The following is a 26691-nucleotide window of genomic DNA, read 5'->3' as shown; positions in this document are numbered from 1 at the left end:
GCTGCAAATATACAACCTTTTTTCTTTGCCAAACAAGAATAAAAATGTTAAAATTTTTACCCCGACAAATGCACATTTTTCAAGAACTTCACCGCCCTCGTTGCCGAAAAAGCGGAGGGCAAAGATACTACCCTTTTCCCTTTACTAACAAACTTTTTTTAAGTTTATTTTTTGAAGCCTTTTAATGAACGTAAAACCGTTTTTTATACCCGATTTTGGAGGCGCAAATATAGAACGATTATCTAACCCTGCAACAGCTTTACTCCACTTTTTGAAATCTTTTTTACCAAAGCCTAATTGCCAATCACTTACACCCAAAAGTTTTTTTAAAGTTTTCTAAAAACCCGGCTCTCAATCTCAAATTACTCCTGAAACAAAAAACTTAAAAACCGCGAATCCACTGATATTCCCTAAAAAAAACGTTGAAATGCAGGTTCTACCTATTTTAAATCAAAAGTTCTTTCTTATCGAAAAGCTGAAATGAGGGTTATTGGGTTATTGGGTTATTGGGTTATTGGGTTATTTAAAAGAAACAACAACTTTACTATATAAGACTGCTTGCTCTCAAAACCCATCTGCCTGAAATACGGCTTAGCGATGGAGCGGCATGTGTGAGCTCTTTTTTACGACCGAAGGGAAGTGAAAAAAGCGAGTAGCGACAGCGCGGTGATTGCAAAAAGCAATCAAATCTCCATAAGAAGAACTGCCACTGCTTCATCAATTCTGAATGTGGAGTGCAGCGTTCTGAGTTATTTTGTATTTCTAATTTCTGATTTCGTATTTAAAGACCCAGTGATGCGACCCTCTCAGCATGGTATCGAAGGGTCAACCTGCAAGCTCTGGCTTAGACACAAATTTTACTACACTAAGCTACCAAGTTCGAGGGCGATTGTATCGCGTACCTTCAGTTTATATTATAAGTATTGGATTAATCTAAACCATAGTCAGCGTGCACAATTAAATTCTGAACGCTCAAAATCCCTCCAAACCTCCCCAGAGGAGGCTTATCCTTATCCCCCCGCCCTTCTCCTCCCGACGGTTCGGGAAGAAGGGAGCTCATTTTAAATTGACTAGGGATATATATAACTTGTGATTTGTACTCACAGCTTTATTCTGCAAAGCACAGCCCTCTTGACTCCTAATGCTCCATTCTGAAAACGGCACACTAATTCGGAATGCAGCATGCTGAGTTAAGAGTTATTTTGAATTTTCAACTTTAATCCTTGAACCCGACTCCACACGCAGAACTTTAAACCGATTTCTTACCTCTTAATTCCTACTTCTCACCTCCTACCTGCAACTTGCCTCCTGCAACTGTTCGTGCGCGATTGTAGCGCTTAGCTTTATTTTTCATTCCCCATACTCTCACGGCATAAGCTTGATCCAGTGATATACCAGCACTAGTGAGCAACTAAACAGTGTCGATATCCCACCAATTTTAAAGGGATATTGATATATTTAATGTTGATATAACAAGTTGACGTGCATTTGAAAAATGAAGAAACTCATAGTCGTATTTTCAATTATAGTTATCGGATTGACTGCCTCCTGGTATTTCGACATTTGGAACAAACCAGTCGAGACAATTGACGAACTGATCGGACATAATTACGACTATGCTCACAAAATTTATTTTCGGACAGACCCAGACAGAAACTACACAATTAACATCAACGACAATTTAAACGAGTTTGATGGTGGAATTTTAAATAAGAAGGAAATCCTGACTGACTCGATAGTTCACTTTTTTACTTGGGACTACCCTAATCACAAAAAATCAATTTGGGTCGGACAAACAGAAAAAATGGAAAGTCAGGTAATTGATGCCATTCGATACAGCAACAACGTTGAATTTTGAAAGAAGAAGAAAAACGACACGCCAACATCGGCTATAGCAAATGCGGGTTGACTGCTTAAATATGAAGACATTACCCCTAAACAAACTTACGGTAGGCAGACAAGAAAGCGGCTTCGAAATCCCGCACTTGCCATAGCCACGACCGTTGTAAATAATTTTTACGCAACCTTTTCGATTAAAATACATCTACTTTATAAAGTAATCCTATTATGAAAAATTTTATTCAAGTTTTAATATTGTGTGTGACAATATCATTTGTAATTAGTTCGTGCCAAAAAGATGATGCCATAGAAGAATCTGATTTTATATCTGCATCTATAAATGACGAGAATTGGAAAGGCACTCCTGAAATTTATATTGATACTCCTACTGATAGTTTAACTATCCTGGGATACGGTAATGAGCAGCATATTTTTATTAAAACAAAATTTAAAGGTGAAGGAACTTATAATTTAGAAAATTCCAAAACTAATTACTACACTACAATAGGAGGAGATGTAATCACTAGTAATTACACATTTGATGCAAATTCAACCTCACAATTAAAAATTACCGATTACGATTCAGAACTTAATATCATAAAAGGAGAATTTCAAGTTTCTCTGCTTAAAAAGTGGAGTAATCCAGAAAATGATATTGACAAAACAATTTTCAAGAATGGTAAATTTAGAGGTACTATTCGTGATTGAGAAAGTAAAAACTAATTACAACAACGGCTCATCGCAAATAACAGGTAGTTTGCTGAAAATTTCTATTTTAGAGATCAATTAAAAAAAAACTAAGCGGACAAATTCGCATCATTACTACCGCAACTTGCGATAATCACGACCTTACCTGCAAGCTTAAAATGACATTCGAAGAATTTAAAATATTGCATCAAAAAATCCCCGGTTCGTGCGCGACTATATCGCGTACACGGCTATTTCAGCGTGGCGACAGTGCATAACCGAAAAGTAAAATAAAAAATCAATCTTGATTTCTCTTCGGAATAGTCCCGCGGACGATTCCACGCCGAAATCATAGCCAAACCGCTGGATTGCATTAAAAGAAAATGACCTCTAAAGAGTACATAAAAACCCATTTAAAAAACATTAGAAACATTCGTGTAACAATGCATGAGCAGGAATGGGATTTCGAAATATGGCCAAATGAAAAGTTAGACGAATGGAATAAAGGATATAATGTTGAGGAAAATATTCCTGGATATTATGCCATTGGTTCTGACGGAGGATTAGAAATGCTGACGGTTGAGATTTTGACCGATAAGGTTTACTCAATACCCTTTATACCGATGGACGCAAATGACCGAATAAAAGTATCTGACAACTTTACGGATTTGATAAAAAAAACTAATAAATAAAAAACGCACGCTGTCATTACATATAGCTTGGGGGAACTGCTGCCAGCAAGGTTTTCCTCCGGTTCGTGCACGATTGTATCGCGTACCTTCAGTTTATATTATAAGTATTGGATTAATCTAAACCTTACTCTGCGTACACCATTAAATTCTAAACGCTCAAAATCCCTCCAAACCTCCCCAGGGGAGGCTTTCGATTTGGTGAAAATCAGACTCCCTTCCTTCGATGGGCAAGCTTGAACCAGGCGGATGTGATTTCTCAGTCGCTCTGGCTCCTTCGAAATGACTGCACCTTGCTAACGGATACTGCTTACTAATGCCGAATTCTGAATGCAGCATGCTGAGTTAAGAGTTATTTTGAATTTTCAATTTTAAACCTTGAACCCGACTCCACACTCTGAATTCCTAACTCAGAACCTGTCTGCAACTTCTTACTTCTCACCTCCTACCTACAACTTGCCTCTTGCCACTTTTCGTGTGAGATTGTATCGCGTATCCTGATTCTACATTTCAAACAGGCCTCTAATTAATCTAAACACCTCCCGCCCATCTGAAGCAAATCTTTGATTGAGGCCTTGAGCCGAAAGCAAATGTATCGAGAACTGTCAGTTCGAGTATTTGATGGAGGCCAAACGCCGAAAGCAAATGTATCGAGAACTGCCATTTCGAGTGCCGGACGAGGCTTGAGGCCATGATCGGTTTATCGAGAACACCTTTCAACTTGATAATTCCAGCTTGTTTAGCCATAATAAAAAGATTTAAATTAGGCCACAAAGAAAGCAGGCTTGTGAGCTGAAAACCAGCACCTCCGTACATCCACGCCGATTCTGTCGAATCAGTTAGTTTTTGCCAAAGCTGCCGCTGAGCTCAAAATAGAAGCCCCGCTCAACCCCTGTAAAACCGGGCCTCCAGCACGGCAACTCCTACTCAAAGGCATAGCAAAGCCTAGGATAGTGTATGAAGAGAGTATGAAAACGGGTTTTAAAAAGAGAAAAATTAAGAGTTTGTTAACATTTTAATAGGTGAAAGATTTTCAATATGTTCTTGTATTTTCGCACAAACCTAGTATAAATCCATGTACCACTTATTTCTAGACGATATACGCACACCCGATATGATCTATGAGCCCAAACAGGCTCAGGAATTTATCGTGGTGCGCAGTTATACCGCTTTTGTTGCATATATACAGGAAAACGGACTGCCTCAATACATCAGTTTTGATAACGATCTGGGACTGGATGCGAACGAAAATCTGGCGCCTGATGGACTTGCTGCCGCCAAATGGCTGGTGTATGAGTCCGGGCTTGATTTAAAGAATTTGCAGTTTTACGTACATTCGGCTAACCCGGTTGCTGCAGAACAAATAAGGGGTTTGTTGAACAACTATATTGCCTTTTTAAAACAGAACTAACATCTGCCTTTTTGATATGATCCTCCTCTACCTCCACGGACTTGAAAGTAAACTCAATGCTGCTAAAAAGGCGGTATTGGAACAGTACGGCAGCGTACTGGCGCCTGATCTGGATTATCACAACAATCCCGATGCGGTACAGCAGGTTTATGAGATGTATAAAGGGCAACCTATAGACTATGTAATAGGCAGCAGTATGGGTGGTTTTGCAGCCTTTCACCTGGGCCGGGCTTTTGATAAACCGGTATTACTCTTTAATCCTGCCCTGGTCAAGCGCTCGGTGCCTCAAAACATACCGACATTTAAAACGCCAACTTCGGGATTTGGCCAGGTGGTTTTGGGCGGAAAAGATTCGGTTGTTGACCCGGCTGATACGCTGCGTTTTTTAGGTGACCAACTTAAAGCCGGTTTTGATTACCACCTCCGCGCCGAAATGGGACATCGTACCTCGCTGGAAGTGTTTGAGGAGGAAGTGCAGGAGTTTTTTGAGTATCAGTAAGACAGACAAAAGTAGTTTTAATATAATAGGTGTCTATCTATAAACCTACTGTTTTCCTACCATTGGACTAAATTCTTGTCGCAGCCTAGTCTCTAAAAATGAAAGGACTAATTGTTGTAAATACTTATCTTCATTGCCTTTAATACTTAATTCTGAAAGGGCTTCCTTTGGAAGGATAAAATAACTCACAAAAATGTTATCCTGCCATTCTGTTTTATTTCTATATAGGTGCAGGCCATACGTGCTCTTAGAACTTTTAAAGGCGTGTTCTTGAATTCGCTTAACTACATCTTCCCTCTTTCCCATATAAAAAGGGCGTAAACCATTTTTTGCAACCTGATTCTTGCTGTACCATTTTTGAGTGGGCTGCGTGATTTTATAAGTTCCTTTGGTCTTATTCCATACGGCTTTAAAATTTTTCAAATCATCCAACTCTTTTTGCTCTAACCAAAAACAATAAATACCATAGCCACTATCTAAATTATTATACTTTTTAAAATCTGCAAGTGAAAGTGGTTTTAAAAGCTCCTCTCTTGCTTCTTGTAACAGCTCTTCAAAGGGCGTGCTTCCCCATACACTTGCTAATTGCTTGCAAAATTGAATAAAGGCCGATTTGTCTACTTTACGGTTACTGGTCATAGAATTAGTGATGAAATTATACTTATAATTTAGGAGGCGTTATAACGCCCTTGATCTATCATACGCTTCATCGTATCGAAAAAGGCCTGATAGAAGGATTCGTCTTTAGCTGACAGTCGATACAATTCCATTTCCTGTTTGCGCTGGCGGTTTAAAACCTCTTTAAACATTTTATGCAATGCCAGTTCTTTATTTTGTGTGTCCGGATTATTGAGGTATTTCTCTTCAAAATCAGGATGCTGCTGAACCCTGCTCGATACCGTCAATAGCTTCACCTTCTGCTCTTCAGGTGTTGCTTCCCAGCCGTGAAACCAGCGTTCATTAAAGGTTCTGATAATTTCTTCGAGCTCATCCTCTTCACCTCCTCCTCCGTGTGCTCCACGTGGGGTTGCCTTTTGAGGGTCTAATTCTGAATCGGCATCATCAAGACCTATGGTTTCGTTAAGCTTGGTTCGTTCTAAACCATAAGAGGAAAGGTCTACGGCCTCTAACAATTCATCAATTAAATCGATGTCAGGATCTTTTACAATAAGCATTGGGATCAAAAACTTCAGAAACCAAAACAGTTTTTCCCAAACCAACATTTCATAGGGCATAATCGCTGCCATTTGCCCGTAAATCTTCACAAACTGCTTCGCCTTAATTTTAAAATCGGCTTTCGCTGTGTCTTCTAAATCCAGGTCATTATTAAAACGTTGTGCTGCTACTGCCACCAGCGGACTCAACTGTTGCGCGTCTACTCCATCAAAATACAGTTCAACAAACTCCTCTATTTCACTCCATTCGTAAACCCCTACTTCATCCAAATGCTCTTTTAGATCGTGAAGTACATTGATATCTGTGGCACTGTTGAGACTCGTAGCCGTGTAAAACGGATCAAAAGCTTCTTTGATCTCCTCTACCTTATTGAAAAAATCCAATACAAAAAGATCTTCCGTTTTCTTACCGTACTTGCCTGCCGAACGATTTAATCGGCTTAATGCCTGCACCGCTAAAACACCCTGTAGCTTTTTATCGACATACATCGTGCTTAGCTTGGGTTGGTCAAAACCGGTAAGGTATTTATTGGCCACTACCAGCATACGGTAATCATCGGTATCAAAATGATCCTTGGTTTCTGAATCTGCAAAACCATTAAGATCGGCTTCGGTATATTCAACTCCGTCAACCGCTTTCTTCCCTGAAAAAGCAATGATGATTTTAAACGGATTGCCTTTACTATCTAAAATACTATTGATCGCCTGGTAATAGCGTATGGCCGACTCAATACTTTGAGTAACCACCATGGCTTTGGCCTTACCTTTTAATTTCTTCTTTTTGACTACGTGGGTAATAAAATGATCCATCATTACCTCAGCCTTGGTTGCAATGGTGCGCTTGTCTTTTTCTACAAAAGCTTTCAGTTTCTTTTGTGCTTTGGCGGTATCAAACAGCGGATTATCTTCTATAGAGCGCTCAATCTCGTAGTAGCTTTTGTAGGTGGTATAGTTTGCCAAAATATCAAGAATAAAACCTTCTTCAATAGCCTGTTTCATAGAGTACAGGTGAAAGGGTTTAAACGTACCATCTTCCTGTTTGGTGCCAAAACGTTCAAGGGTAGTATTTTTAGGTGTGGCGGTAAAGGCAAAATACGAGGCATTACCTTTCATCTTACGCGCTTTCATCGCTTTTAAAATCTTGTCCTGCCCGTCTTCCTCGTCTTCATCTGTTTCAGTCATCCCACCCATAGCCTGATTCATTTTGCCGGCATTACTGCCACCCTGCGAACTGTGGGCCTCATCAATAATTACGGCAAAACGCTTATCACTAAGATCTGCAATACCATCTATGATAAAGGGAAACTTCTGAATGGTCGTTACAATTACCTTTTTGCCCTGCTCCAGACTGTTTTTTAAATCCTGAGAAGAATAAGCCGGGGCGAGTATGTTTTTGACTTCTGAAAATTCGCGTATGTTATCCCGCAATTGCTTATCTAAAATTCGGCGGTCTGTCACCACAATTACCGAATCAAACAAAGGATACTCCATACCACGTGCCCCCGGTAATTGCGGATGCTCGGGATAGGCTTCAATAAGTTGATATGCCGCCCAGGTTATGGAATTAGATTTTCCTGAACCGGCAGAATGTTGAATCAAATAGGTCTTACCCACACCCCGACGCGAAACATCATCAATAAGTTTACGCACGACATCAAGCTGGTGATAACGGGGAAAGAATAAAGTTCGCGTTGCCAGCTTGTCTGTTGACTTGCCATCAAAGCGCACAAAATGCTGAATGATATTGACCAGACTTTTTGGCTGAAAAACATCCTCCCAAAGATAGGCAGTCTTGTGCCCAAAGGGATTTACGGGGTTGCCCTTCCCATTATTGTTGCCCTTATTAAATGGAAGAAAAAAAGTACTCGCCCCATTGAGTTTGGTAGTCATATACACCTCCTCAGTATCTACTGCAAAGTGTACCAGACAGCGGCCAAAGTTGAGTAAGGGCTGCCTGATGTCCCGGTCAAATTTATATTGCTTGATACCATGTGTGAGCGCATTTTGACCCGTCCAATGGTTTTTAAGTTCTAAGGTAGCGATAGGCAGACCGTTTATAAAAACAACCATATCGATTTCTTCCCTAAGATTCTCAGGATTATAACGTACCTGACGGGTGACGCTAAAACAGTTCTTTTTAAAATTCTCCTGAATGCTTTTACCACTGCTGGCTAAAGGCAATTGATACAGTAGGCTAAAATGCGCGTCTTCTACCTCAAGGCCTTTACGCAACACGCGTAACAAACCGTATTTTTTGACCATACGATCAAAACGCTCCAGGATTTTTAACTGCCAGTCTGAGGCGCGTTTGAGTTTATTGAGTTCCTCTTCCTGAGTGCTTTCCAGAAAATGCCAAAAGTAGCGGGTATCTAATGCGTATTTGGGATCAAAATCCTGAGCCGAACCTATTAAAAACTTACCGGGTGTATGATAGGTTTCTGCAGCCTCCTGAACCGAACCTCCTGCAGCCTTGATTTCCTCCAGGGTAATCCCGGTCAATGTTTTTTCTATGGCTGCCTCTAAGGCTTGTTCGTTGGTTTGGCTAGGCATTTCGATAATGTTTAAGTATTACTGCGATCATCTTATTTTTATGGCGCTCAATTTCAAAAGATGACCATTGGCTACTTGAAAATATATCTACTGACTTTAAAGCATCGTAGGTCTCCCTTTTTTCTTCAAACATAGATTTCTTTACTCTAACAGACTTATTACTGTATTCGCTGTTTTGAGAAACACTTAGTAAAACTAAATTTCCAAAAGAATGTAAGTCTTGTTCAGCTATTTCAGGATGTTGTATTCTATTTTCAGGATGTTGAGGGTATATATGTTCTATTGAGTTTTTAGAGGTAATTCTATAATTTTTAAAAAGTTCATTCTCTCTATGTTCCCAATTTTTCCAGAGTATGTATTCTAACTTTTGAAACCAATAATGCTTGTATGATGTACCAATACTTTGATTTAGATAAGCTTCAATATTAAAATCTATTTCTATTAAGGCATTTAAGTTTAGTAATTCCCAAGATAACTCTTTATCTGTTTTCTTAGTTACCAAAGAGAATGTGTTATCTATCTTCTCCAGATAATTTAAATGACCTAAATGAGTTGCTGATTCATTTGAATGATTTTGAAGCAAATATCCCAAATATGTTGTTAACCAATATTGTCTAAGGTAGTCTCCCGTAAAATATAGTACACTTTGAAGCATAAGACTACTTGATTTTACATATTTTGATCGAGAATAATTACTCTCTTTATTTTTATTATAATTAACCAACTCGAGATGCTCTTGTTTAGTTTCAACATCTGAAATCCATTTAATTATATACTTATCAAATAAATATCGTACATCCCATAAAAGATGAAAGAATCTTTTTATTTCCTCGGGATTATTTCTTTTTTCTAGTGACTCAAATATTTGTATAAGTCTTGATACGTGAAAAGTTCCTTCGAAATCAGGTAAGCCTTCTTTATGTAAATGTAATCTGTAAGTATGTAAAAGTAGTTGGCTGAAGCTAATGATTGAACGGCAGTAAATTTCTTGTGACTTTCTACCATCCTCGTTGTCATTCTTTTTTTCTGGATTTTTATAATCTTCAAGACTGTTTAAATCTAGACCATCAACACTAAAGATTTTAGTTTTATTATCCTCAGACTTCTCTTGATCTTCAAATTGAAATATCTCTGGATTAAATGAAATATGGCTACTCAAATCCACAGACTTCCAATCTGTGTCAGGAAAAGAGATTCTAGCATTGCGCTCAAAGAAATTGGACATATTCTCACAGGTTTCCCAAATCTTGCTGTACCTAACCTTATTGTCAATTAATTTCAAAAGGTTAGCTTTTACAATATCCGTCTGTTCTAGTTGTACACCTGCACTGTTTATAGTAGAAAAAAGCTTATTAAGATCTGTTTTATAAGGCGTTGTATTTTTTATGAGATGAACATTGTAATATATATAATTGCCAAATTCTGTCAACTTTTCATCAGGGATAGACTGCTTGATATGACTTTTTATAAATACTAAGGCAGCAGCGATATTTTTTAGATAAGGTTGTTCTTCGATATAGGTATCATCTTTAATTTTATTAAAAGAGGTATTATCCTTTAAGAGTAACACTAAATACTCCCGTACCTCTTTTCTTATTTCAAAATCAAGCCTTAACTCTTCATCCTTTTCCAAAAATTGCGATATATCAGAATTGGGACACATCCTGCTCAATATCAAAGAGATCAACCATAAGGTAGTGAAACGTTGTTGCCCATCTATCAGCTCTGCTATATTTCCTTCTTCTTTAGTCAAGAATGAACTAATGTAATAGATTGAATCAGAATCATTTTTAAAACTGAGGTAAAAATCATCTAACAACTTCTTCAGCTGTTCATTACCCCATACATAGGGTCGCTGATAGGTTGGTATACTAAAGCCTAATTCATTTAATGACCTCAAACTAACAATACTAGTTTTAAACATATTACTCATAAGATCATCCTTTTATTCTGTTAGCAATACTTTGCATAAAGTCCTTATCAAAATCTCTTGGACTTTCACGATAATAATCAACAGGTTTTAAACCTTCAAAATAACCGTTCAAGGTATTAAGATGATGTCCTTTTGATTTGTTTTCTTCAGCATTATCTGTGTTAAACTCATAATGAAATTTCTTTAGGAACAACAACAATTCGTCAACCGTATATACCTCTAGGATATTATCAATGAATTGATTATCGTATACAAATTTGTATACACTATCTTCTCTAACATTTCTTCCCATCGAAACTCGCATAGAGTAAATAACACGATATAACCAAAGGGCTGCTTCAAACAATCTATAAAAACCAAAACGACTTACATAAGCAATAATAGCTACCTGATAAAGTTCCTTTAAAAATAAAGTGCCATACCAGCCGTGCACTACTTTTTCATTGAACTCAAAAAAAGAATCATCAATACGATAGTCGTTGGCCTTTTTAAATAATACTTCATACAAATTAATGTAATCAGAAATATAATCTAGAGTATTATTACCATTTGAAAGTGGCTGTTTAAGTTGTTTATAACTACTTTCGTGCATTTGCAGTAAGCGACCGTGTTCTTTTTTCACTGCACTGTAATAAAAAGAAATATCTTGAAAGTCATTCTTGGTATTTACTGTGAATTCTTCAATCAATGCTTCTTTTATTCCGTCTCTATCTCTATAGAATGGAAAGTTCTTCCAATGCCTGTTGTCCCAAAAACGAATTTTAGTTAATTGCTGCACAATATTCTCAACATTCTCACTAGCTATCGACTCCCACCTTTTTGCTTGATAGTTGACTATCTTTTTTGAGGTTATAGCTCGTAAATGATGAGCTTTAAGAATGTCGCTACCATCTAGGCGTACACCACCAGTGTTTTGCGTTTCAAAAAATGTATAAGCCAGATCTTCTGTTGATGTTACAACTACAGTTATATTGATTTTATCAAAGTCTGTCTGGGAGATGACTTCACAGTCGCGAAAGTCAAATATTTCTTTGTTATGTACACTTTTAAGGTAAGATAGATTGTATTTTATATTCTTAATGCTGAGCGAATTATTAAATACAATACCGCTTTTGTAAGCGGGTTGATTTATTTTTTGAAGTAACAGAGCAGTTGTAATACGTTGCTGACCGTCAATTATTTTTAATCGATCACCATCTTGATGTAAAATAATACTTCCTAAGTAATACAGCGGTTTATCTACAGCTTGGTCTGCTTGATATTCAGCCATATCATTCAGCAAGCGATTTAATTGCTTTTCTCCCCACACATAAGGGCGCTGATACTCCGGTATCATTAACTGCCCTTTTATATTAGTAGAAGGTATTGCCACTCTCGTGGTGTCTAATAACTGCTGAAGCGTACAACTTGCAACTTGTAGATCATTACTAATTAGTGTTTTCATCCCCATATATTAGCAGTCTGGGAATTGTACACGTTTACTTTACAGTCAAATTTTCCTTGAATAATTTTAATGTATTCAAGATCTTCTGGTGAATACACGCCTATATAAATACTAAATAATTTATCTCCAGATTGTGCACCTCTTTTAGCTGCTTTGTTTACGGCTTCAATTATATGGTAATCATATTCTCCAAAATTAAAGCCAAAAGAAACTAAGTATCCCGTTATGCTACTCAACTTCTCATAACAAAAGGTCAGATATCTATTATGGTAAATATGGTTGAGTTTTTCGTTTCCATCTCCTGCCGTAACAAATACAGGATAATCCTTATTATTCATTCGCTCTTTAATATTTGTTAACAAATAGTGGCGATCTCTATATACTTCCTTTTCAATTTCAGTACCTGTATCAAAAATTGGTAAGGTGCCATGAACGTGAAATACTTTCTGGTCTTCTTTATGTTTACCCCAGTATAGCTCTCCATACTCTGCATCTTCTTGACCTCTTCTAGTTTCTACAGGGTTAAGATGCTCTCTTCCAAAACCGTCATTTGCTTCTTTAGATTCGTTTCGTAATAATACCCAGTAAAGCAATAAATCATAATTTGTAGAAAATACTTTACCATTATTTTTTAAAAACTCATTTAAAAAATTAAAACAAGCCTTACTTCTATCCTCTTCAACTTCAAAAACATGTTCTGGATGTAGCTCGCTAACCGCATCAATTAAACTGGTTTGTAGGAGTTTATTTGCGTCTTCCAAAGCCTCTATAAGTTTAGTATCCGTATCAAACGCTTTGGCTATTTCAATGAAGCTATCCAATTGACGCATTATCAGCTCAAAGTTTTTTGTATTGATGACCTCAAATAATTTTGAGAGAGTGGGGTCTTTCAAGTTATCTATAAAATCATACAGAGCATTGTAGGAAAATATTTTGTGATCGTATGACATACTAAAACCATTTCCCATAATTAAATGCTTCGCATACCTACTGTGGCTCCTGTCGCCAAGTTTTTTCAATACATCTTGATATGAGGGTATATCTTCAAATTTTAAATCTTGACTTATGTTTCCTGATGCCATACTTTTTTAACTTTTATCTTACAAACTATTAAGTCTAAATCGAACAAGTCTTTTTTGCGTTGCCTTTCCTAGTTACAGCAGTATTTTTTTCTAGTATCAAAAACTATTTTCGTTTCTTACTCATTTCATCCAAAAGCATTGTAAAAAAACTGCTTACTAGATCATCTTCATCATATTCAATTTCACCTGTCTTCCATCCCACAGTTTTATCATCGTTGAAGTATGGAAAATATTTATTGTCATCTCCATTAGCATTTAGCAATGTGATAAAGTGACTCATTTGATTAGACTTTGGTTTGTAGTATTTATCTTCCCCAGATCTAAATTCTATAGATATCAATCTAACCTGGTCGTCCGTATATCCTGTGTAGTCTGCAATTGCATAAAAATCTCCAGCTTGTACTCTTAATGAATTATTATTATTGAAACGTTCTGTAAAAAGTATGATCCCCATTTTTAAAGAATATGCCCTTGCTTTGCGTTCTATGGCCTCAAATATCTTTGTGGCAGACTCAACAGCTAAAAGTACACCGGCTTTTGATTTATATAAATTATCTAGTTCTTTCTCTAACTGTTTTGCTTTTAAAATTTTTGCTGCACTAGCCGCAAAGCCATCATCAAAATTAGTTTCTAAGGCATTTGGACTGGGATTTGAAAAATCTGGTAAAATACCACGCTTAGGTTTTACTAAATGAGGTTGCTTATGTATTATTCTTAATAACTCAAAAGCCTTTTTATCAAACAAAAGATCATTAGTCATATCATGATAAATAGTAGTCTGTATATAAACTGGCGCACTACTCTGTAAAGTACCATTTCTCAGAACTGGCAGAAATTTATCATTATCATTCTGCATCTGGTATAAACTTTGGGAAATCATTGAGTATTCCATACCTACACCACCTTGGCGTTGATCTGCCTTCACTTTGTAGTTAGGAGTCATTATTAATAATACTTTATCAGCTTCTTCAACACCTCTCTCCATAAAATGTGTCATATTACCCCCAGCACTTAAATCATATTGATCCAACGTAACATCACAGCCGCCCGTTTCTATTAAGTAATTTGCAAGTTTAATCACCCATTGCTTATGTGATTCACTGTCCCAGGAATAACTGATGAAAATTTTTGTGATTTTCTCCATACTTAACAAACCTTAATTTTCCCCGTCACACAACTATCTACCAACACCCGTTTATACTCCTGTAACTTCACTATTTGCTGTTGCTGTAAACCAATAGCCTTGTCTATTTTTTGGTTTTTAGCATATATAAATTCTAAGATTTCCTTTTGTTCTCCTTTTGGCGGAACTGCAATATGTAAGCTAAATAGATCAGATGTGTATAAACGTATTAATCCCTCAACAATGCCGGTAGCTTTACATATAAACTGTTCAATGTAGTTGGGATTTCGAAATAGTAATTCCAAAAATTTTAAATCTTCTATCAAGTCTTTTGTATAATAAACTGCGTAGTCCGGACTTACTAAACCATCTGTATCGATTGTACTTTTAAAAAAAACTCCTAAATGAGCTTTAAGCTTATTAAAAACTAAATCATTTTTCTTTACAATTTTATTTCCTTCATTGTTTTGAGCCACTTCAGCTTTATCGTGATAGTCCGCTCTTACAACAAGGCCGTGAACTTGGCTCATCATAAATAAAGGTTCTTGACCACTCATAGATCGCTCAGTTCTTTCTTCTAAAATATGTTTAACACGCTTCACCTCCCAATGCTCCGGGATCTCACCTATCCACTCTACGCCTGAATCTTTTAGCTTGACATTAGGATTAAGCCCTTTAGTCACCGCATTTTGTATGAGGATTTGCTTGCGCTCTTTTAGCAGGGTAATGAGTTTTTCTTTTTGAGCAATGGCGGTGTCTATCTTGGCGGTCTTTTTATCCAGATAGTTGGCAATGGCGGTTTGTTCTGGGAGTGGTGGAATTGGCATTATAGAATAAGACAATTCATCAAAACTTATATTCTTTCCTTGTCTAATACCTACGACACTCGTTTGAAGTTCAGATATGAACGAACTACTTTTAAATAAATATTTATAATACTTATCTAACAAATCCTCCCTTCTAGATTTTAAAACAGTATAAGCTGGTGATATAATTCCGTTATGATAACAATATTCCAAACCACCTTCAAAAGATCTTAGACTTATTGCAAAATCACCTTCTTCAATGAATTTAAAAGATTCAAGATTCCCTGAGGGCATTACCATTCTATTTTCTATCCAATCTCTTGGAATAACTCCTCTATCCTGTGTGACAGATAGAAGTTCCTCAGTTGGTTTATTTTTCTCAGAATAATCTCGATATAGAAATTTCATCCTAATTATCATCCAACTTTCAGGAACCTCCCCTAACCATTCCACGCCAGAGTCTTTATAAGCATCATAACTTCTAGCAGGTTTGGCAACCTGTGTTTGTTCTGCTGTTGCCATCTCTATGTGTTCAAAATTTCCAGTATTAAACCCTCGTTTTCCTGCTCCAGTTGCAGGATCTCCTGTGCTACGGTTTCCAGCGGGCGTAGGGGCGTATGCCGGTAAAAGTATTTATTAAAGCTAATTTCATAACCTATCTTCACGGCATCCAGATTAATCCAGGCTTCGGGCACGTGAGGCAATACTTCTGCTTTAAAATACTCGTGTATGTCTTGTTTTAAAGGCACACTTTCATAATCGCGGAGGTTGGTTTCGGTCTCGTAGGTAAGGTATTCTCCGGGTTTAAGACTCTTCTCGCTTTTCGACTGTGACACGGTTCTCGACTGCCCCTTCGACAAGCTCAGGGTGACATCTCGAACTGACACATGAGCTTCTTCATCTAAACTGGCTTGAGAGAAATAGCCAAAGTGCGCAAGATCTGCTTCTTTACACCCCAGGTGTGCTAAAAGGTTACTCAGCTTTTCGCCGCTTAGTTTTTCCTTTTTCTTAATGACCTTAGCGGCGTTCTCATCATACACGCTTACCGCAGCATAAATAGCTTTCTTCTGGGTAGCGCTTGGTTTTAGCTTGAGTTCTTTAAAGACTTGATCTGCTTCTTTAGTAAACACATTAAAATCCATATACTTCTGCTCACCCAAAGAACCGTGAAGCTTTTGAGCCAGCTCCACAAGTTCGCGTTGCTTTTCCCAGGTTGCCGGGCTCAGCAACTTCTTTTTATGCTTGGTACTCAGGTCAAAATCATTGGTTTCACACCAGTTCAAGATTTCCTCTTCAAGGGAGGCCAGGTCGATATACACCTTATCGCCAAAGCTGGTGTAGGCATACTGCATAGGCGCTTCCAAATAGTTGTCATAGCGAAGCGTTTCGATCTTGTCTGGTGTCAATTGTGTTCTTAAACGTTGTGGGCGCTCAATGGTAACTTTATAATAGCCAAAATCTGCATTATCAAAAACCTGTGCCGCCAGGCCTTCTACTTCGGCGTTCGTCTCCGGGTCTATTGTTCGGGAAACTTCGGCAAGCTCCGCGTAACTCGAAGTAATTTCACGTATGTGATCCTGTGAAAACTCACAGTTTTTATTCCCCAGGTTCTTACGCAGTTTTTGATAAAGCTGGCTGGCGTCTATAAGCTGTACCTTACCCTTACGTGCTGCAGTTTTATTGTTGCTTAACAACCAGATATAGGTAGTAATCCCGGTGTTGTAAAACAGGTTATTGGGCATCTGGATGATGGCTTCGAGCAAATCGTTTTCAATGATATATCTCCGTATATTGCTTTCCCCTCCACCGGCATCGCCCGTAAACAGGCTGCTCCCGTTATGTACCGAGGCAATACGGCTACCTGCCGGACTTTGATGCAGGGGCTTCATTTTGTTTACCATTTCCATCAAAAACAACAACTGCCCGTCGCTGCTGCGTGGTGTTGCATCTACTTCTTCTTCCTTACCCCAGTAGTCCTTTAGCACCACCTTAAAACGGGGGTCTATTACATCCTTGCCGTCTTTGATGTATTTGGTCTCGCTGCTCCAGGATTTTCCATACGGCGGGTTAGACAACATAAAGTCAAAAGCCGTCCCCTGAAACTCATCAACAGACAAGGTAGAACCCACGCGAATGTTTTCGGGGTTGTTACCCTTGATCATCATATCACTTTTACAAATGGCATAGGTCTCATCGTTGATTTCCTTACCATAGAGATAAACATCGCCCATCGCCTTGATAATGCCTTCTTCATCCTTGATAAAGTTTTGCGATTCGGTAAGCATCCCACCACTTCCACAAGCGGGATCGTAAATGGTCATAACCGGAGGGAGCTTGTCTTTTATAGGTTCAAAAACCAGATGGGTCATCAGGTCAATCACCTCACGCGGCGTAAAGTGCTCCCCGGCCTCCTCGTTATTCTCTTCATTAAACTTTCTGATGAGTTCTTCAAACACATAGCCCATCCCCAGATTAGATAATCCGGGAAGTTTTCTGCCTTCCGGATCTTCCTTGTCGTTAGGCGTTACGTTGATGTAAGGCGAAGTAAATTTTTCCAGGACATCAAGCAGCACGTCTTTATTAGCCATATGGGCAACCTGACGTTTCAGGTTAAACTTGGAAATAATTTCCTTTACATTATCACTAAAACCGTTGAGATAGTCTTCAAAGTTTGCCTGTAAAATCTGCTGACTGTTGGTCGCGGTATTGTGCAAGCTCTGTAAAGTCCATTTACTGGTATTGTAAAACACATAGCCCGAAGCATCTCGCAAACCACCGTCTTCAAACTCGGTAAACTTCATTTCCTCTTTCTGGAAGCGTACTTCCTCAAGAACGGCTTCTTTGGTTTCTTCAAGCAAAGCATCCAGACGACGCAGAACGACCATAGGCAGAATCACGTCTCGGTATTTACCGCGTACATAGACATCGCGCAGGCAATCGTCTGCAATAGACCAGATAAAGGAAACTAATTTATTATGGGTAGTGTGGTTCATTAATTTTTAGATTTTTCTGTTCCTAAAAATAGGGAAGCTAGCAGACCTACAGCAACTAAAACATCAACTATATTCCATAAAGTACGTCCCAGTGCGATTTTAAGCAAGGGTTGAAACAAAAGTGCCAAAGCTCCATAGACAAATGCAGCTTTAAAATTTCCTTTTTGATAAGCCCTATATCCCAACCAGGCAAAGCCTACCAAAGCAGCAAAACGCACAAATTCATAGTATCCATAGGGTAATTGAAATAGGCAAATCAGGAAAAGAATTGACAGTATAAGTTTTATGATTACAGATGTATACATTAGTAAATATTGACTTTAATAAATGGAAAACGTGTTGCTATTGATAAAAACCTCATAGGCATTGATGGTTAAATGCAGGAGGCACAAATTAATGGTTATCCAAAATACAGGCTTTAAAAAATCCAGATCTGTTCGCTTCATCATTCCTCCCATTACCTCCGCAAACAGATAGGAAATTACAATCACAACGCCGTTCGCTACAATAACCAATGAGGTACTTGCAATCATTATAAACGTGTCGCTGTTCTCTGCAATCAGGAATGTTATGTAATTCATCACCCATTTATGGGTTAGGAACACAGCTGTAACAAGATTGAAGTTAAGCGCCAGAATAGTGTAGACTAGAGGCATATTTTCTTTGTTTAGAAATGCCTCATTGCTGTACTTTTTAAGAATAATTCTATTTCCGATATAAATAAGGACTAAATAAAATACGAAGGTTAAAATGCTGATGTAAAACATAATACTGAGTTTAATTGAGATTTAGGTTCCAAAACGAGGTATTACTCATAGTTGGTTGTATATATCCGGGTTTGAAACCGGTATTGGTAGTCTCCCATAAATAATATTTTGTGTTGTTGACCCACTTATAATTTGGTGCAAGAATAGGAAGGTTGATTCCTAAAACAGAATGCTTGTATTTTTCACTGCCGAATATAACTACATCATAACCTTCCTGCTTGAGAAGACCGTAAAGAAATAAAGTTCGCGTATCGCAATCTCCCTTAAGATTCATTAGGAATTCGGCAGGTGCTTTAATTCCGTGTTTAACATTTGGCTCACACGGGCTGGTTGACAATAAATCCCTTAAAAATGGATCCTGATACGAAAACGGATTGCAGGTGTTTGAAATAATAACGTAATAGGGTATACTTTGAACCATACTTACAATCATATTGGCGTACTCCACCGGATTAAGCTTTTTAGTTTCCCGTATCCTATGAAGTTCAGGAATTACAAGATTGTAAGAATTTACAGAAGCCTCCTGACTAAGTCTTAGAAGCAGGTTGTCATATTCATTTAAAGTGGTTATTTCGGGAATGCTGTTTCGCAATTGTGACGCTGCAATAACTTCGCTGCCGGGTATTGAAAGTGTTGCCGTGTAGCTATTATCCTGATAATCGTTCCAGTTTAAGCGGTGTGAATAGATTTTCTCTGTGAACTCTGTAGCTTCTTCAACTATAGGAGGTGCAATACGGCCTGATTCTGCTTTTCTATTTTGAAAAGATGATGCGTTTTCTGCAAATTTTAATATACCTACAATTAAAAATAAGCCAACTACTACTCCCAGCATCCATTGCATCAATCTCCAAAACGTAGATAAAATACGGGTGATGAACCGGGGAAGATAGGATAAGAGCCAAAAGCCTACCCCAGCTAGAGCTAAGACAATAAACCATTTACCAAATAGGAAAATTAATAACATCAGTATGTAAATACCTATGATTGCCGTAAATATTCCTCCTATAATATCCCAGCAGCCAGTAGCCTCATAATTGAGTCTGTTGCTTTTAATATGGGTATTATCCCAGTAATCCTTTGCTTTTTCAAAAGATTCAGAGCCCCTCTTAACTAATTCCACATAGGCTCCCTTTAAACCATCTCGCTTAGCAGTACCACCTATATTATTACCCTTTTGTAGACCTCTATTATTTAAGCCTCTATCTTCAACACCAATATCTACTATGTAGTCTGTAAAATCAGCCTCAATAAAATGATCTTCCTGAACTTCCAATTCAAATTCCTGAGGATAATTTTTATAGGCCTCTCCCCATCCGAGAAAGTCCTGGTATGCATCTGGAACAGCTTTTACCACTACCCGCTCCCCTGCTCTATAAAATTCCTTTTTTGGATTTAATTCTATTTTTCCTAAACCATAACTGGCTGTGTGTATTTCAAATAAATAATCCTGCTCAATACGTTCTTTGGGTATTTTAATCAAACCAAAGGCTTTAACCCTTATGGTAGAGCTGAGCTCGTTACCCGCTTTTGTACTGTTAAAGCGTTTACCTGTGATATTACCCAATTTATCTACATAAGCATCATCAATAATAATTTCATCATATTTCAGCCGGTATGGCTTACTAAAATCATTATCAACGAAAGTCAGTATTTCTTCCGGCAGCGTAAGTGTCGAAACTTTATTTTTATTAATGGTAGGTGGTATTTCAGGTGCAAGATACTTCTGAGTAACATGTAATTCCACTCCGGCAATACTTTTGATGTCAAATAACTCGCTGTGTACTGTTGCAGCAGATTTCCTGCCGTATGCTTTAAACTGGAGAAAACCTTCAACGTAGTTATAGTCCTCATACGGAATAATTTTTTCAATGACCTTCATCCAGTAACCACTTTAAAAATTCATCCTTATTTCGTTCTTCCGGTCTGGGCTTTAGTATTGTATTATAAGGCGGATCAAGAAATGCTGTTTTATAACGGTAATTCGTATCAGAACTAAAGCCGCTAAGTATGGCATTATACTCTTTTACAAATGTTGTGTGATGCTGATCAATGACTTTAGTATGAATTCTTCGTTTAACCTTGTAATAATTTGAGGAGATACTTATAAATCTTTTGAGGAACACTGGGGTAATAAATAAAGAAATAATACCTATAGAGACCAAAAGAGATAGACTTACCATAAGATAATCCACAGGTCTTTGGTCAGAACGGTCTAAATAAAAAAGCGTATTTAAAATGATCACTTTTTGAATAAAGTAATTATTTCTATCCTGTTCCTTTTGAAATAACGCCAATTCATCCTTGTTCTGAAAATCAAAATGACGCTCGTATTTTTTTAATTCCAGGTCTTTGTAGTGTGTTATTTCATTTTTTAGATAGGACTTGAAAATTAGAGTATTTATGGGTTGGGCAACTAAATATCCTAATGCTATCAAAAATAAGATTCGAATCAGAAAGGATATTCGTTTGCCAGTTTTAGAATCCTTTGCCTCAGGTAATACATTTCGACTTAACGTATGTAATAAAAACAGATAAAGGATCAGAATAAATAGACCACAATAGGCACCAACTAAAAAATCAGCAACGGCAGAATCAAGTATTTGATCGATACCATAAGCTATACTTAGCGTTGAAGAAATACTAATTACTAACACAAGTAAACCTATGAGTCCAAACCTAAAACCGATTTTAGAACTACACTGGCTTAGTATATAAGGATCTACACCTGCAAACCACCATAGTATGGAGTTGTTGATGAGCTTGCTCATGACTCATAGGATATAAAGCTTTCTGGATTTTCATCGATTTTTTTCTTCTCCTGCTCCTCAAATTTTTCAATAGCATATTTGGTAATACGCAACTGAGCATCCAGAAACTCTTTCTTCTCATTGATATGCTTTTCAGCCGCCAGATATCTAACCAGTTCACGCTGAATACCCTCCTTATCTTCATAATAATCCTCTTCTACATAAATACCATTTTCTGCCAGTTCCAGCTGTTTGTAATTATCAGACATATAATCATAGGGAGATTTGATCAGCATCAGTTTAAAAAATATGGGCGTTAACTCGATGGCTAAAAATAGAAGCGTTAAAAACCACGATACCGCCGGATATTCTTCTTCGGCTAAACCTATTCGTATTGCCAGTCCGTCAAGTAATTTAGCTTCCTTCTCAATATCTTTAAATTTATCCTTCTCATCAGCTAATAGATTTTTCCGTTCATCAAGAAGACTTTGATAACTAAGATCCCCTTTAATTTCATTTATTTTTTCTTGAATCTTTGCCTGCTGCCTTTTGAATTCATCACATTTTCCTCTACACCCTCCATTTGAATTTTCATACTCAATTTTTTCCTGTAGTCTATCATAATCATCCTGATACTCGTTTAATCTTTCTGTATAGCTAGCAATATCGCTATCCAGCTGTACCAAAGTCGCTTTATCTGCCTCTTTGACTTTTTCAATTTCATTTTTATAAAAATCCTTTTGAATTGAACTCAAATGCCTATCGATTTCGCCTTTTAAAATCCGAATCTCTAATGGTTTGGAAATAGATACCGCGATTATTATTCCCATGATCAATCGAGGTAAGGCTCCCTTGAGTTCGCCCCAGGTAATCGCTTCTGTACCATCACCCTTTCCCGTACTTGTTACAATAAACCGATCTATATTATAAATTATGAGGCCCCAAATTATACCAAATAAAATAGCAGTTAAAACGGTTGGTATATCTGTAACCTCCTGTATTGCTGAAGTATTTTCTATAGCCTGGTTTGCGGTAGTAAAACCTGTTTCTACATATTGATTTTCGGTAATGTCTTTAGGTCTAAAAATGGTATAAAAAGCATAACCGCCGCTTAGCCCGGCCATAATTGCTGTTGCAACTACGATACCTCCCAGACAGAAATATTTAATTTGATCACTGTAAGTTGCTTGAGAGAGAATGAATGCATCTCCTCCGGCTGCTTTCCAAAACAACTTCATTATTTTAGAGGGTTTGGAAGGCTGATAGGTTAATGGTTTTTCCATATTTAAGAAAGATTGGTTAGTGAATAGTTGTGGGCTATTTGTTGATACACTTTATGCTGCTTCAAAGTTTTATGCTCAAGACTATATTCAGTGCCTTTAACTTTCATTAAAGAGTCTAGCTTACAATGAATGTCTTTCTGAACCAATTGTGATTGTGCAATGATTATCTTAGAAGTAAATGCATTATTTACAGAAGCAAGAGGTACATTAACCCTATTGGTTTTTAGAGGAGTAGACTTAACGCTTTCAAAATGCGTGCGTTTCGTGATGATCCCATTTAATTCAAATTTTATATAATCTGTATTCTTATAGCAACTACACAAATAAACATCCTGCCACTTCACCGGGCAATCATTTATTTTAAGTTTATAAGCCCCAAGAGCTTTTAGGTGTACCCTGTATAATTGACCAGAATGTTTGCGTATTCCATAAAGATTGACAGATATGAATCGTGGACTAAAAAGCCCCAGTAAGAATCGTTGTATAAATCTGAGCTTCATAAGCTTTAATAGGAATCGACTACTAAAATAAAGTATGCTACTTTCTGGTTTTTACAGAATTCCGTAAAAAAGGTAAATTTCTTGTCTAGAAAAGGCGTTTTGAGGTAAAATTGTAGTCTATGATTTTACAATGAAATACCTCTTTATCTGTTCAGCCAATAAGCAGCGTTCTAAAACCGCTGAGAAAAAATAAAACCTACTGAAAGCAGTATTCGTATTCCGAAACCACTATAGACTGGGATCGCTTTAGCATCACACCCCAAAGCAACGGCGAGTTTTATGCGACCTATCCGCTGGAGTATAAAGTGCGTTCCAAAGAAACAGGCCCCTGGCGCACCTACGATCTAAAACTGATCACGGTTTGGGACAACGCGTATAGACTGGTGAGTATTCAGGAGGTGAAGTGAGTTTATTTTAAAATGCTGAATGCGGAGTGCAGAGTTATGAGTTATTTGGCATCTTAAAAGAAACTCCACACTCAGAATTCTTAACGCTTCATTCTGAAAACTGCCCACTGAAACTGCTTGCTAGTTCTGAATGCGGAGTGCAAAGTGATGAGTCCTGCACGGAAACATCCCTCCTAACCTACCTCCGACTACAAGAAAGGAGTCAAGGGAGGAATTTTATACTTACTAAAAACTTCCCCCTTCCTTTGAAGGGCTCTCCTGAGTGATGCGAGCCAAATAACATCGTATCGAAGAAAGGGCCGGGGATCGATGTAATTTTGAACTTTAAACCTTGAATTTTAAACCACCCAGATGTGATTTCTCAGTCGCTCTGGCTCCTTCGAAATGACTGTTTGCTAATGATGAATGCTAAATGCAGAGTCCGGAGTTATTTTGAACTTTAAACTTTGAACCTTGAATTCATATAACTGCCCACTGAGACTGCTGGCTAATTCTGAATGCGGAGTGCAGAGTGATGAGTTGGGAGTTATTTTGTATTCCGTATTTCCAATTTCGTATTAAAGGACCGGGAGTGATGGGACCTAAGGAGCATCGTATCGAAGGGTCAACCTACAAGCTCTGGCTTCGATACAAATTTCACTGCGCTACGCTGCGCAAAATTCACTCAGCCAACGCTTTGGTAATGCTGAATGCAGAGTGCTGAGTTATTTTGTATTTCGTATTTATCAGGTTGTTCTATGTTCTTAAATTTTGAATTACCCAGATGTTATTTCTCAGTCGCTCGGGCTCCTTCGAAATGACTAAATAGTATATGCCTCAACTGATTGATACTCTTACCACATTGAAAGAAATATACCCATTACTAGGTATTGTTATGGAAGTCTATATTAGATTGCTTTACATATAACTAAATCCCGGAACCATGAAAAATTCTGTTTACTTTATTTTGCTCCTGCCGTTTTTATGTTTTGCTCAGAACAGGACTCCCAGAGCTAAAATTGATTCAATTTTTAAAAGTTATGAATATCAGATCATTAACCCAGGTTTTATACATAACAAAACCCTCAATATTCTCATAGGAGACGTATTAAATCAATTCCTCCCAAGTGCCAAAATAAGTACCCAACGCCTCAGTTTTATTTTAGACGACGAGGATAATTCATTCAGTTTAATGGGTAATTTTGACCCCCGTTTTTCTAAAACCAGCTATCAAAGTTTTATAGCATCTGCGGGTTTAAAATTAAAAGGCGAACCATCCGGTTCTTTTTACAACTTTAAAGATTCAATTTGGGCAGAAAATATTGGCGCTCAAATTAAAATCACCTGGTTTGTACCCGGTACGCTTAGTAAGAATGCTGATCAAAACTTACGTACCATTTTAAAAGACTACAGAGAAAAAGCCATTAAAAATCAGGTTCTTGAAACGCTCGAAGCCAAGTCAATTACAGATAAGGAAATTCTGGAATTAATAGCTTCCCAGGAGGCTGAATACATTCTTAAAAACGACCTCTACGTTTACATGCGGAAATATTGGTTTACGATTCAAGGGTATATTCCACTAACCAAAAGCTCCAAAACCTTTACAAATACACCAAATGCCAGTATGCTATCTAAGCATCAGTTTGAGGCCTGGGATGCGTCAATCAGTGGGAATGCATTTTTTAAGTTTAAAAATATATCCTTTAGCGCCTCGATCTCATCACGAATATATCAAAACAACAACATTCTAACTAAGACGGTAAAAAAACGAACATTTACCACTTTTGACGTATCTCCAGAAGAACAACCCGCGCTTACCCAAACAGACACTTATTATTATGGTAATTACGAAGAGTTTACGTCTGGCCAGGTAAAAGCTGAAGGAGCATTTTTGGTAAATGAACTTGTTGGCCTTAGTGCCGCAATAGAACAAAACTTTTGGAATGGCTATGATGCGCTAAACTGGAAATTGGGCATTCCCCTGAATCTTAAAAACAAAGACGGAGAATCAAGCATAGCCTTCGAGCTCCAATGGCGCGAGTTTAATAAACAACATTATCTTGGAATAAGCGTGGGTAAGGCGTTTGGTAAATTTCTGAATTAAAAATTCTTATTACTATACTTCAATAGTGCTCTGGCACCTTCGAAATAACTATTTACCAATGCTAAATGTAGAGTTCTGTGTTATTTTGAACTTTAAACTTTGAACCTTGAATTCATATAGGCGCCTACTGATTTCGTATTTCGTATTTCGTATTTCTAATTTCTGATTTTCGGGACGGGGAGTGATGCGACCTAAGGAGCATCGTATCGAAGGGTCAACCTACAAGCTTTGGCTTCGATACAAATTTCACTGCGCTATGCTGCGCAAAATTCACTCAGCCAACGCTTTGGTAATCCTGAATGCAGAGTGTAGAGTTATTTCGTATTTCTAATTTCGTATTTATCAGGCTGTTCTTTGTTCTTTGTTCTTTGTTCTTTGTTCTTTGTTCTTAAATTTAGAACCTAACAGATGTGATTTCTCATTCGCTCTGGCTCCATCGAAATGACTGTTTGCTAATGATGAATGCTAAATGCAGAGTCCGGAGTTATTTTAAACTTTGAACCTTGAATTCATATAACTGCCCACTGAGACTGCTTACTGTTTTCGTATTTCTAATTTCTGATTTCTGATTTTCGGAACCCTGAGTGATGCGACAAAGGAGCATCGTATCGAAGGCTCAACCTACAAGCTATGGCTTCGATACAAATTTCACTACGCTACGCTGCGCAAAATT

20 protein-coding genes are annotated in these 26691 nt (G+C 37.6%); 6 read left to right on the top strand and 14 right to left on the bottom strand.

Going from position 1 to position 26691, the window contains the following annotated elements; genetic code table 11:
- Positions 1–1495 precede the first annotated feature (1495 nt).
- The 5 genes from ACSSS3_RS14995 to ACSSS3_RS14975 all read left to right on the top strand — a co-directional run bounded on the left by ACSSS3_RS14995 (position 1496) and on the right by ACSSS3_RS14975 (position 5125).
- Positions 1496–1858 (top strand): hypothetical protein, encoded by a 363-nt coding sequence (locus ACSSS3_RS14995; RefSeq protein ID WP_442845314.1) that lies wholly within the window; start codon positions 1496–1498, stop codon positions 1856–1858.
- A 209-nt stretch (positions 1859–2067) separates the two neighbouring features.
- A complete protein-coding gene (locus ACSSS3_RS14990) occupies positions 2068–2547 on the top strand; it encodes a DUF6252 family protein (protein WP_442845313.1) in 480 nt (159 codons plus the stop codon).
- 362 nt (positions 2548–2909) lie between these two features.
- The gene (locus ACSSS3_RS14985; protein WP_442845312.1) at positions 2910–3218 is read left to right on the top strand and encodes a hypothetical protein; all 309 of its coding nucleotides are present in this window, start codon (positions 2910–2912) and stop codon (positions 3216–3218) included.
- A 1072-nt stretch (positions 3219–4290) separates the two neighbouring features.
- Positions 4291–4626, top strand: coding sequence for a cyclic-phosphate processing receiver domain-containing protein (locus ACSSS3_RS14980; protein ID WP_442845311.1), 336 nt, complete (start codon positions 4291–4293; stop codon positions 4624–4626).
- Positions 4627–4642: 16 nt separating this feature from the next.
- Positions 4643–5125, top strand: a complete 483-nt coding sequence (locus ACSSS3_RS14975; protein ID WP_442845310.1) for a YqiA/YcfP family alpha/beta fold hydrolase — start codon at positions 4643–4645, stop codon at positions 5123–5125.
- A gap of 45 nt (positions 5126–5170) precedes the next feature.
- On the opposite strand, the gene ACSSS3_RS14970 is transcribed toward ACSSS3_RS14975, so the two are convergent.
- The 14 genes from ACSSS3_RS14970 to ACSSS3_RS14905 all read right to left on the bottom strand — a co-directional run bounded on the left by ACSSS3_RS14970 (position 5171) and on the right by ACSSS3_RS14905 (position 23528).
- Positions 5171–5764 carry a hypothetical protein gene (locus tag ACSSS3_RS14970; RefSeq protein WP_442845309.1) on the bottom strand — a complete coding sequence of 198 codons (594 nt, stop codon included), beginning with the start codon at positions 5762–5764 and terminating at the stop codon, positions 5171–5173.
- Between the two features lie 29 nt (positions 5765–5793).
- A complete protein-coding gene (locus ACSSS3_RS14965) occupies positions 5794–8850 on the bottom strand; it encodes a type I restriction endonuclease subunit R (RefSeq protein ID WP_442845308.1) in 3057 nt (1018 codons plus the stop codon).
- On the bottom strand, positions 8843–10783 hold the full coding sequence (locus ACSSS3_RS14960) for a DUF262 domain-containing protein (protein ID WP_442845307.1): 1941 nt from the start codon (positions 10781–10783) through the stop codon (positions 8843–8845). The genes ACSSS3_RS14965 and ACSSS3_RS14960 overlap by 8 nt, the downstream gene beginning before the upstream one ends.
- A gap of 4 nt (positions 10784–10787) precedes the next feature.
- Entirely contained in the window at positions 10788–12227 is a 1440-nt protein-coding gene (locus tag ACSSS3_RS14955; RefSeq protein ID WP_442845306.1) for a DUF262 domain-containing protein, read from the bottom strand.
- On the bottom strand, positions 12224–13309 hold the full coding sequence (locus ACSSS3_RS14950; protein WP_442845305.1) for a DUF4917 family protein: 1086 nt from the start codon (positions 13307–13309) through the stop codon (positions 12224–12226). The genes ACSSS3_RS14955 and ACSSS3_RS14950 overlap by 4 nt, the downstream gene beginning before the upstream one ends.
- Positions 13310–13412: 103 nt before the next feature.
- The gene (locus ACSSS3_RS14945) at positions 13413–14453 is read right to left on the bottom strand and encodes a toll/interleukin-1 receptor domain-containing protein (RefSeq protein WP_442845304.1); all 1041 of its coding nucleotides are present in this window, start codon (positions 14451–14453) and stop codon (positions 13413–13415) included.
- A 2-nt stretch (positions 14454–14455) separates the two neighbouring features.
- Positions 14456–15760, bottom strand: coding sequence for a restriction endonuclease subunit S (locus ACSSS3_RS14940; RefSeq protein ID WP_442845303.1), 1305 nt, complete (start codon positions 15758–15760; stop codon positions 14456–14458).
- Positions 15761–15762: 2 nt separating this feature from the next.
- Positions 15763–18231: a type I restriction-modification system subunit M gene (locus ACSSS3_RS14935; protein ID WP_442845302.1), complete on the bottom strand. Its 2469-nt coding sequence runs from the start codon at positions 18229–18231 to the stop codon at positions 15763–15765.
- The gene (locus ACSSS3_RS14930) at positions 18231–18536 is read right to left on the bottom strand and encodes a DUF6804 family protein (RefSeq protein WP_442845301.1); all 306 of its coding nucleotides are present in this window, start codon (positions 18534–18536) and stop codon (positions 18231–18233) included. The genes ACSSS3_RS14935 and ACSSS3_RS14930 overlap by 1 nt, the downstream gene beginning before the upstream one ends.
- A gap of 15 nt (positions 18537–18551) precedes the next feature.
- Complete coding sequence (locus ACSSS3_RS14925; RefSeq protein ID WP_442845300.1) at positions 18552–18887, bottom strand: hypothetical protein; 336 nt, start codon at positions 18885–18887, stop codon at positions 18552–18554.
- Between the two features lie 121 nt (positions 18888–19008).
- A complete protein-coding gene (locus tag ACSSS3_RS14920) occupies positions 19009–20877 on the bottom strand; it encodes a sulfite exporter TauE/SafE family protein (RefSeq protein WP_442845299.1) in 1869 nt (622 codons plus the stop codon).
- The gene (locus tag ACSSS3_RS14915) at positions 20864–21766 is read right to left on the bottom strand and encodes a DUF4407 domain-containing protein (RefSeq protein WP_442845298.1); all 903 of its coding nucleotides are present in this window, start codon (positions 21764–21766) and stop codon (positions 20864–20866) included. Before ACSSS3_RS14915 ends, ACSSS3_RS14920 begins: the two co-directional genes overlap by 14 nt.
- Positions 21763–23028 (bottom strand): DUF4407 domain-containing protein, encoded by a 1266-nt coding sequence (locus ACSSS3_RS14910; RefSeq protein ID WP_442845297.1) that lies wholly within the window; start codon positions 23026–23028, stop codon positions 21763–21765. Before ACSSS3_RS14910 ends, ACSSS3_RS14915 begins: the two co-directional genes overlap by 4 nt.
- 2 nt (positions 23029–23030) lie before the next feature.
- Positions 23031–23528: a hypothetical protein gene (locus tag ACSSS3_RS14905; RefSeq protein ID WP_442845296.1), complete on the bottom strand. Its 498-nt coding sequence runs from the start codon at positions 23526–23528 to the stop codon at positions 23031–23033.
- A 1329-nt stretch (positions 23529–24857) separates the two neighbouring features.
- Here ACSSS3_RS14905 and ACSSS3_RS14900 point away from each other — a divergent pair.
- On the top strand, positions 24858–26018 hold the full coding sequence (locus ACSSS3_RS14900; RefSeq protein WP_442845295.1) for a hypothetical protein: 1161 nt from the start codon (positions 24858–24860) through the stop codon (positions 26016–26018).
- Positions 26019–26691: the final 673 nt, after the last annotated feature.

Source organism: Leeuwenhoekiella sp. H156 (assembly GCF_052218455.1).
Lineage (GTDB): Bacteria > Bacteroidota > Bacteroidia > Flavobacteriales > Flavobacteriaceae > Leeuwenhoekiella > Leeuwenhoekiella parthenopeia.
Note: the sequence above shows the minus strand (reverse complement) of the source record. Positions and strands in the feature narration are given on the sequence as shown.

Bases quoted from the DNA above. Each gene is read 5' to 3' on its own strand.
- ACSSS3_RS14915 (WP_442845298.1), bottom strand. From the start codon at position 21,766: ATGAGCAAGCTCATCAACAACTCCATACTATGGTGGTTTGCAGGTGTA.
- ACSSS3_RS14995 (WP_442845314.1), top strand. From the start codon at position 1,496: ATGAAGAAACTCATAGTCGTATTTTCAATTATAGTTATCGGATTGACT.
- ACSSS3_RS14980 (WP_442845311.1), top strand. From the start codon at position 4,291: ATGTACCACTTATTTCTAGACGATATACGCACACCCGATATGATCTAT.
- ACSSS3_RS14955 (WP_442845306.1), bottom strand. From the start codon at position 12,227: ATGAAAACACTAATTAGTAATGATCTACAAGTTGCAAGTTGTACGCTT.
- ACSSS3_RS14985 (WP_442845312.1), top strand. From the start codon at position 2,910: ATGACCTCTAAAGAGTACATAAAAACCCATTTAAAAAACATTAGAAAC.
- ACSSS3_RS14970 (WP_442845309.1), bottom strand. From the start codon at position 5,764: ATGACCAGTAACCGTAAAGTAGACAAATCGGCCTTTATTCAATTTTGC.
- ACSSS3_RS14910 (WP_442845297.1), bottom strand. From the start codon at position 23,028: ATGGAAAAACCATTAACCTATCAGCCTTCCAAACCCTCTAAAATAATG.
- ACSSS3_RS14925 (WP_442845300.1), bottom strand. From the start codon at position 18,887: ATGCCTCTAGTCTACACTATTCTGGCGCTTAACTTCAATCTTGTTACA.
- ACSSS3_RS14945 (WP_442845304.1), bottom strand. From the start codon at position 14,453: ATGGAGAAAATCACAAAAATTTTCATCAGTTATTCCTGGGACAGTGAA.
- ACSSS3_RS14975 (WP_442845310.1), top strand. From the start codon at position 4,643: ATGATCCTCCTCTACCTCCACGGACTTGAAAGTAAACTCAATGCTGCT.
- ACSSS3_RS14965 (WP_442845308.1), bottom strand. From the start codon at position 8,850: ATGCCTAGCCAAACCAACGAACAAGCCTTAGAGGCAGCCATAGAAAAA.
- ACSSS3_RS14990 (WP_442845313.1), top strand. From the start codon at position 2,068: ATGAAAAATTTTATTCAAGTTTTAATATTGTGTGTGACAATATCATTT.
- ACSSS3_RS14930 (WP_442845301.1), bottom strand. From the start codon at position 18,536: ATGTATACATCTGTAATCATAAAACTTATACTGTCAATTCTTTTCCTG.
- ACSSS3_RS14935 (WP_442845302.1), bottom strand. From the start codon at position 18,231: ATGAACCACACTACCCATAATAAATTAGTTTCCTTTATCTGGTCTATT.
- ACSSS3_RS14940 (WP_442845303.1), bottom strand. From the start codon at position 15,760: ATGGCAACAGCAGAACAAACACAGGTTGCCAAACCTGCTAGAAGTTAT.
- ACSSS3_RS14900 (WP_442845295.1), top strand. From the start codon at position 24,858: ATGAAAAATTCTGTTTACTTTATTTTGCTCCTGCCGTTTTTATGTTTT.
- ACSSS3_RS14950 (WP_442845305.1), bottom strand. From the start codon at position 13,309: ATGGCATCAGGAAACATAAGTCAAGATTTAAAATTTGAAGATATACCC.
- ACSSS3_RS14905 (WP_442845296.1), bottom strand. From the start codon at position 23,528: ATGAAGCTCAGATTTATACAACGATTCTTACTGGGGCTTTTTAGTCCA.
- ACSSS3_RS14960 (WP_442845307.1), bottom strand. From the start codon at position 10,783: ATGAGTAATATGTTTAAAACTAGTATTGTTAGTTTGAGGTCATTAAAT.
- ACSSS3_RS14920 (WP_442845299.1), bottom strand. From the start codon at position 20,877: ATGAAGGTCATTGAAAAAATTATTCCGTATGAGGACTATAACTACGTT.